Source organism: Priestia sp. P5_B4 (assembly GCF_056400385.1).
In genome coordinates this window covers 1-8,071 of sequence record NZ_JBFULJ010000127.1, presented here as the reverse complement: position 1 = coordinate 8,071, position 8,071 = coordinate 1, and the positions used below count along the sequence as shown (strand labels likewise).

The 8,071-nt window shown below is 40.7% G+C and carries 8 protein-coding genes and 1 tRNA gene; 3 read left to right on the top strand and 6 right to left on the bottom strand.

Going from position 1 to position 8,071, the window contains the following annotated elements; all coding sequences use genetic code 11:
- Window positions 1–553 (top strand): LCP family protein (locus tag AC1DRF_RS12435; RefSeq protein ID WP_477740848.1); only part of this gene is annotated, 553 nt, incomplete at its 5' end.
- Between the two features lie 213 nt (window positions 554–766).
- The gene (locus AC1DRF_RS12430; RefSeq protein ID WP_477740847.1) at window positions 767–1,132 is read left to right on the top strand and encodes a cupin; all 366 of its coding nucleotides are present in this window, start codon (window positions 767–769) and stop codon (window positions 1,130–1,132) included.
- Window positions 1,133–1,159: 27 nt separating this feature from the next.
- On the opposite strand, the gene AC1DRF_RS12425 is transcribed toward AC1DRF_RS12430, so the two are convergent.
- The 5 genes from AC1DRF_RS12425 to AC1DRF_RS12405 form a co-directional block, all read right to left on the bottom strand.
- Entirely contained in the window at window positions 1,160–1,678 is a 519-nt protein-coding gene (locus AC1DRF_RS12425; protein WP_028410982.1) for an NAD(P)H-dependent oxidoreductase, read from the bottom strand.
- A gap of 140 nt (window positions 1,679–1,818) precedes the next feature.
- Window positions 1,819–2,565: a YwaF family protein gene (locus tag AC1DRF_RS12420; RefSeq protein ID WP_477740846.1), complete on the bottom strand. Its 747-nt coding sequence runs from the start codon at window positions 2,563–2,565 to the stop codon at window positions 1,819–1,821.
- Window positions 2,566–2,896: 331 nt separating this feature from the next.
- Complete coding sequence (locus AC1DRF_RS12415; RefSeq protein ID WP_477740845.1) at window positions 2,897–4,420, bottom strand: ABC transporter permease/substrate-binding protein; 1,524 nt, start codon at window positions 4,418–4,420, stop codon at window positions 2,897–2,899.
- On the bottom strand, window positions 4,420–5,370 hold the full coding sequence (locus AC1DRF_RS12410; protein WP_014458647.1) for an ABC transporter ATP-binding protein: 951 nt from the start codon (window positions 5,368–5,370) through the stop codon (window positions 4,420–4,422). Before AC1DRF_RS12410 ends, AC1DRF_RS12415 begins: the two co-directional genes overlap by 1 nt.
- Before the next feature lie 266 nt (window positions 5,371–5,636).
- Window positions 5,637–5,709 (bottom strand) — tRNA-Thr (locus tag AC1DRF_RS12405).
- Between the two features lie 210 nt (window positions 5,710–5,919).
- Between AC1DRF_RS12405 and AC1DRF_RS12400 the strand changes: the two genes are divergently transcribed.
- Window positions 5,920–6,972 carry an aromatic ring-hydroxylating oxygenase subunit alpha gene (locus tag AC1DRF_RS12400; RefSeq protein WP_230184474.1) on the top strand — a complete coding sequence of 351 codons (1,053 nt, stop codon included), beginning with the start codon at window positions 5,920–5,922 and terminating at the stop codon, window positions 6,970–6,972.
- 34 nt (window positions 6,973–7,006) lie between these two features.
- On the opposite strand, the gene AC1DRF_RS12395 is transcribed toward AC1DRF_RS12400, so the two are convergent.
- Window positions 7,007–8,071: DHA2 family efflux MFS transporter permease subunit (locus AC1DRF_RS12395; protein ID WP_477740844.1), on the bottom strand; the 1,065-nt coding region annotated here is incomplete at its 5' end.

Here is an 8,071-nt window from a genome sequence, read left to right as displayed (position 1 = left end):
TGGCGGGCCCGAATTAATGCGTAAGACAATTAAAGAAAATTTCGGCGTAGATGTAAACTATTATGCCGTTGTTGATTTTAAAGGTTTTTCTAAAGTTGCCGATACAATTGCCCCTGAGGGAATTACGGTTACCGTGCCGCACGAAATGTCATCAGGAATTGGCATGACGCTAAAACCTGGAAAACAAACTCTTCACGGAGATAAATTACTAGGATACGTGCGATTCCGACATGATAGCCAAAGTGATTTCGGGCGCGTGAAGCGTCAACAAGAAGTGATCGGTAAATTAATGGATGAAGCTCTTCAAGTAAAGACGCTGGCAAAAGCTCCTAAGCTATGGGGCGTCATTGATCCATATGTGGATACAAATATTCCTCCAAAAACATTTATCGTGATAGGAAAAGATTTCTTAGTTGGGAATCAGCCAGATTTAAAATCTCTTCGTTTACCGGTCGAAGGTTCCTATTCAAATGAACGAGTATCCGGTATTGGTGCTGTTTTAAGCATCGACCTTGAAGAAAACAAACAAGCGTTACAGTCATTTTTAAATTAGGAAAAGGTGTCCATTAGCGGACACCTTTTTTTATACTATTCAAAAAAACTTCTGTTTTTCCTCCCTATCTCTCAAAAAAATTTGAGTTTCGACAAAAATGAAGCCATTTTCCAGAAAACAGCTATTTCTTTGAAGTTCTATTTTTTCTACTACATGCGTATATGAAAGGAGAAGGACTTCTTTTTTATATTTTTGATTCAAGGAGATGAACGTATGAAATTATATGGTTTTCAATCTGAAGAAGAGCGTTCCTTTCTTCATTCTACCTATAAAGTAAATCCATTGCTTTCTCATACTGGAGATGTCAAAATTAGCTTTTTATCTTTTCAAGAAAATGATTATACTCCCCGTCAAGAAGCTACGATTCCACAGCTTCTATTAGTCGTTCACGGGGAAGGCTGGGTAGCTGGCGATAACGGACTGAAAATTTATATCAAACAAGGTGAATCCGCATTTTGGAGAGGGGGGGAATCATTTGAAGTCGGGAGTCTAACTGCTATGACAGGATTACTCATTGAAGGATTAGATATCGCTCCTCAAAAGCTGCTTACTTCTTTTTCACGAACAAATGTAAATTAAAAAGCCGCGTTAACGCGGCTTTTTTTATTACCTTAGTAATTGAGCGTAGCTTTCAGCACTATCTTGAATGACTTTGTCGCTCAGCTCACCGCCTGCTCCTTGAAATAAAAATGGCGTTTGGAACTTCATGCCTGTTAAATTTGCCGTAGCTTGAAACGGAAGAAGCAGATGATTCATTGGGTAACGGTTGTATCCCCCTTCTTGATAAGCTTCTGCAGGGCCTCCTGTTGAAGTAGCTACGACAAACTCTTTTCCCTGAAGTTTAGTACCTTTGCTTCCATAAGCCCATCCGTATGTTAAGACAACATCTTGCCACTCTTTTAAGAGTGCTGGTGAGCTGTACCAGTAAAATGGAAATTGAAAAACAATACGATCGAATTGAACAGCTAACTCCTGCTCTTTTTCTACATCAATTTTGAAATCGGGATAGTTTGCGTATAAATCATGAACGTACACATTCTCTTCTTTTTTTACTCGCTCTGCCCACGCTTTATTAATACGAGAAGATGCTAAGTTTGGATGTGCTAAAATAACCAGTGTTTTCATTTTTATACTCTCCTTCTGATGTCTGTGCTTGCTTTTTTCTTTTCTATTTTTTACGCTTGCCTCTCACGGCTCGTTCAGTCATTCTTTCCTTTTCCTTTAGGAAATCCGAGTTAGTTTACACTTATAAACTACCAGTATTATCATTTTGCTTCAACAAAATTGACTTTGCTTTTATCACCTTTAATTTTTTTATGTACCCAAAACGGCAGATAAAGGACAAGAAAGCTAAGAATCATGATTCCTTCAATCCATACTAAATACCAAGGATGAGGTCCAAGAACATCCAGCAAGGAAGCRTGCTCTGGCTTTTTCATCATGTATAAATAATTCGCATGGAGTAAACGATTCATGACATAGATAAAACCCCCGTACAGATTAACAAATACTACGCTTACCCACAAAGAACGAAACGTCGGCTCATATCTGCAGGCAGCAATTAGCATACAGCAAGCAAGTACCACACCGCCATGCGATACATAAAACTGCACATAGCGAAACTGGGCATACGCATAGCCGCCAAGGTCCGGGGTAATCATCGCTTGAACAGAGCTGCTGATTCCTGCGAAGTACACAAAATAAAAAAGAAACCTGCTTTTGGTTATCAGCATAACAGCAGCCAGCAGCACGACTATATCACTGAGCTGAAGAGGCAAGGAAGTTTCAGCAGACCACCGATGACATCCGATTTCCCAAGCCTGGTAGGCTGTTTCTGAAGCAATTAGAATGAGTGAAAGCAAAATGAACACAAACCTCTTTTTTCCCAGATGCTTTCGACACAAAAAAATAAATGCTCCTATGATCACGATAATAGCTAAAGTTACAAGATGTTCAACTGAAAAAAGCTGAAAGGAATGTTGTACAGGATGACACGTAAAAAATGAATTCATAAAAGCGCCTTCCTTCCATCAGAAAACAAATTTGGTACCTTTAGCTTGTTCATAAGACCTCATTTTCATTAATGCTTCTCTCGCATTAAAAAGAGATTGAGACATAACGAAATCACGCCAATCTAAAGATGGACGAATGGAGTAAATAATCGAGCATGAATCACTTCTTGCACCTCAGTTGATTTCCATGCAAGACTTCTCTTTCCGCGGGAGTCTTCGCGTTGCCCTCCAATCAACTGCTAGAAACAACTAAAATAAAAAGATCCGAACGATTCATCATTCGGATCTTCTTTCAAYTAACATACTGTTGTCCTAACTTTTTTCTTCGTTTTTACTCTTTAATTAATCCTTTTCTCACTAAGAATTGATGAGCAACTTCTGCAGCTGTTTTTCCTTTCGCATTTACTTGATAGTTCATTTCACGCATTTCGTCATCACTGATTTTACCGCCCAGTTGATTTAAGATTTTTTTCAGTTCAGGGTGCTCTTTTAGCGTATCTTCACGAAGCACAGGCGCTCCTTGATACGGAGGGAAGAACTGCTGATCGTCTTTTAAGACTTTCAAACCAAACTGTTTGATTTCAGGGTCCGTTGCGTAAGCATCAAGCATGTTAATATCGCCTTTTTCTACAGCGCGATAGCGAAGCTTCGGCTCCATCGTTTTAATATTCGGGAAGGTAAGACCATATTCTTTTTGAACGCCTACATAGCCGTCTTCACGATCTTTAAACTCAAGCGTAAACCCTGCTTTTACTTTATCTGTTGCATTTGCCAAATCTGAAATAGTTGTTAGATTATTTTCTTTGGCAAATTCCTTTGTTACGGTTAATGTGTACGTATTATTAAACTTCATTGGATCTAAATAGACAAGGCCGAATTTCTTTTGAAATCCTTCTTTTGCCTGCTTGTACACCTCTGTTTCATCTTTGCTGTCCGGCTGTTCCTTTAGATGCGTCACAATGGCTGTACCCGTATATTCAGGGTACAAATCAATTTCCTTGTTACGCAGAGCCTCAAATACAAATACCGTTTTCCCAAGCGACGAACGAAGATTTACTTTCATATCGGTTTGATCTTCAATTAATTCTTTGTACATATTAATTAAAATGTCTTGTTCTGCACCAATTTTCCCTCCGATAACAAGGTCTGGTTTTGTTGCGCTCATCGCTGCAAACGGAGAAACAAGAATAAGTATTAATACGATGATCATAATAAACGAGCGTTTTTTGGACCCTTTTTTAGCTGAGTGTTCAATCGTTCGCAGAATTCCATCAAAAATAAGCGCTAATAATGCTGCTGGAATGGCTCCTAATAAAATCAAACTATTATCGCTTCGGTCAATACCAAGCAAAATTAAGCTTCCGAGTCCGCCCGCTCCGATAAGAGCCACGATTGTCGCTGTGCCAATAATGAGTACCATCGCTGTGCGAATTCCGGCCATAATGACAGGAAGTGCTAGAGGAAGTTCTACTTTAATTAATCGTCTCCACGAGTTCATCCCCATGGCTTTGGATGCTTCAATTAAAGATGGGTCCACTTCTTTAATTCCGGTATATGTATTTCGTACAATAGGAAGAAGCGAATATAAAAACAGTGCAATAACCGCGGGAAAGGTTCCAATTCCGACAAGAGGAATCAGTAATCCTAATAAAGCGAGTGAAGGAATGGTTTGCAGTACGGCTGTTACGCCAATGATTGGTTCAGCAATGCGGTCATGCCTCGTTAAGTACAGTCCGAGCGGCACTGAAATTAATACGGCGATAACAAGAGCCAGTACTGAAATTTGAATGTGTTCAAGAAGAGCTTGAAACAGTGCATCTCCTCGTTGATCTAATAATGTGCTTAGTGCATTCATTACAGCGTTCCTCCTTCTTTCGTTTTATCAGAAAGAAACGCTAATAGAGTTTTGCGCGTTACAACGCCAATACGTTTGCTCCCTTTTTTCACGGCTATTGCTTCATGGTCGTAAAGGGCGTCCATTGCCTGCTGAACAGTGGCGGTTGAAGCTAACTCTTCAGTAGGTTCTACGTCTGGCTGTTCACTTTCTTTGACAAACATATCCAATGTCTCAAATAAAGCATTGCCTTGATTTCCAATAAATGTTTTTACAAATTCATTTTTAGGCTTTTGGATGAATTCCTCCGGGGTTCCAACTTGAACAATTTCCCCATCTTTCATGAGGCAGATACGATCTCCAAGCGTCATCGCTTCGCTCATATCGTGCGTAACAAACACAAATGTTTTTTTGATTTTTTCTTTTAAGCTAATAACATCTTGCTGAAGCTGTTCGCGGCTTAACGGATCGAGGGCACTAAAGGGTTCGTCCATTAAAATAACGGGGGGATCAGCTGCGAGGGCACGTGCTACACCTACACGTTGCTGCTGGCCACCTGAGAGCTCAGACGGCTTTCGGTTTCGATACTGCTTTGGGTCTAGTCCTACCAAGGTAAGCAGTTCATCAATGCGCGTTTTGATTTTGTTTTTCTTCCAATGCTTCATCTCGGGTACAATGGCTATATTTTCAGCGATGGTCATATGAGGAAAAAGAGCAATCTGCTGCAGAACATAACCAATGTTCCAGCGTAGCTCATGTATGTTGTGGTCCGATACGAGCTTATCTTTTATGTATAGTTCTCCTTCGGTAATATCATGAAGACGGTTAATCATTTTTAAGGTGGTTGTTTTCCCACACCCACTCGGACCAATTAAAACGAAAAACTCTCCTTCTTTAATTTCTAGATTAATATTTTTCACGGCGGTCGTACCGTCTGGATATTGCTTTGACACATTCTTAAACGTAATCAAATTATCGTTCACACTCCCTGTTGAAATTTAACCCCCCTAGTTTCGTGTACCCAATATTTAGAGACAATAAACATTCTTTTAAGAATATTTCTAAATATGATTCATAAGACACAGGGGAAAAGATACACATATTTTCTCAAAACCTCCTAATAAGGCTATCAAACTGTTAAAGTTTTCACAAGGAGGGAAAGAATAATTCGGAGAATAATTTTAAAGCCGACACAAATAAAAAACCTTCTTTCAACAAGAAAGAAGGTTTTTTAGTATGCTAGCGACAGGGATCGAACCTGCGACCTCTTGCTTACCATGCAAGTGCTCTACCTACTGAGCTACACCAGCGTCTTGGAAAATTATATCACGTTTAAATTCATTTAGGAAGCGCTTTTTTAAATTTTTTTATTGGTATATTCTCTAATTTACGTCTTCTGAAATTCGCACTTTTTACAAAGTTCCATATTTTATGTTAGAACTCCTTACATAAATTGTGTGAATTTTCTTTTTTTATATTACCCTTAGTAAAAGAGCTTACAAAAGAAGGGAAGAAAATAGATGGAACAACAATCAACCATGACCAAATCAAAAACGGCAACTCCCTACCCAAGAGACTGCACGTTCAGCCTGGAAGATTGGACGACGCTCGCTAAGTATTGGTACCCCGTCGCACGCTGCAGTGATGTAACAGAGAAACCAACGTCCGTAAAACTGCTAGATGTAAATCTAGTTCTATACCGTACCACACACAAAGTAGTGGCGGCTCGTGATTTATGCGTTCACCGAGGCACCCCTCTTAGCATGGGCTGGGTGGAAGATGATGAAATTGTCTGTCCTTACCACGGCTTCCGCTATGCAACGGACGGTGCATGCACGTCGATTCCAGCTCACCCTGATGCCAATATTTCTCCCCGCTTGTGTATGGCCGTCTATCCAGTTATTGAACGATTTGGATTAGTGTGGACTTCCCTGACAGGAGAACAAGATAACCTGCCTTACTTCGATGCGTGGGAGGACCCTGATTTTCAGCAAATTGTTTGTCCGAGCTTTGATATCATGGGTTCGGCCGGTCGTCAAATGGAAGGCTTTTTAGACGTAGCTCATTTTGCTTGGGTTCACACAGACACATTTGGTGATCGAAACAACGCCTTTGTGCCTAAATATAAAGTAAGCGATACAGAGTATGGGCTTCATGTAGAATATACGAGCACCGTGAGCAATTATTCCAAAGAACAGCAGCATTTAAATCCACCTGATTTTAAATGGCTTCGCGTCTTTGATGTTTATCCGCCGTTTACAGCTACGCTAAAAGTATACTTCCCAGAAGGCGCAGAGCTGTGGATTATGAATGCAGTCTCTCCTATTTCAGCCCGCGAAACACGTTTATTCGCACCAATCGCTCGAAACTTTGACAAAGATTCTCCCGTTGAAGGTGTGTATGACTTTAACCTTCGCGTCTTTGACGAAGACCGTGAAATGGTTGAAAACCAAAAGCCTGAAGACTTGCCTTTAGACCTGCAGATGGAAGCGCATATTATGGCTGATCAAACGTCCATCGGCTACCGGAAATTATTAAAGAAAATGGGCTTAAGCTTTAGATATACAAGCTAAAGAAATCCCCGCTGAAACAGCGGGGATTTCTTTTTTATTTAGCAAACTGCTCGCGTCCTGCTTTTTCCTTTATCACTTCATCTTCACTTGCCGGCGTGGCGCGTTTCATAAACAATGAAAGAATTAAAGCAACCACCACTAGTACTACTGAGACGGCAAACGCATCGTTAATTCCTTGTACCATTGCCTGCATCCCAATTTGTTCTTTCATTTGAGCTGCCCCGGCTGCCGTTGCATTCGCTGCTCCTGCTCCGCTCATTGCATCTTGAGCAAGCTCTTTTGCATGCGTAGCTGTACGATTTGACATCACCGTTACTAAAAGAGCCGAACCAATAGCTCCCGATACTTGTTGAAGCGTGTTATTCATCGCAGTACCATGTGGATTAAAGCGCTGCGGCAGCTGATTTAATCCGTTTGTCATAACCGGCATCATCACCATAGACATTCCGAACATGCGAAGCGTGTAAAGCGTAATGAGCGTTGTATATGTCGTATCAAGCTCTAAGTTACTGAAGAAATACGTCGTAACGGCTGTAATCGTCAGACCCGTTACAGCCAGTGCACGCGCTCCGAATTTATCAAATAATTTTCCGGTAATCGGAGACATCACACCCATGAGTAGCGCACCCGGAAGCATTAGTAATCCTGAGTGAAGCGGAGAAATGCCTCGTACTGTTTGAACATAAATTGGCATTAGCAGCATGGCTGAGAATAATGCCATTGTAATCACCATTGAAATCGTTGATGATAAAGCAAACATTGGATATTTAAAAATGCGGAATTCAAGCATAGGTGTTTTCAGCTTGAACTGACGCGTAATAAATAAAATCAGCGCCACGGCTCCTACGATAATGGTGCCGTATACTTCCACAGAATCCCAGCCTTTATCCCCTGCTGAGCTAAATCCGTATAGAAGTCCCCCAAATCCAATTGTAGATAACACAAGCGATAGGAAATCCAAATTGATTTCCACTTTTTCTTTTTTGTCTTTTAATAGGAAGAAAGCCCCTATTAATACAATTGCCGCGATTGGCGTAACAAGGTGGAACAGCATTCTCCACTCATAGTGTTCAATTAGCCACCCTGATAAGGTAGGGCC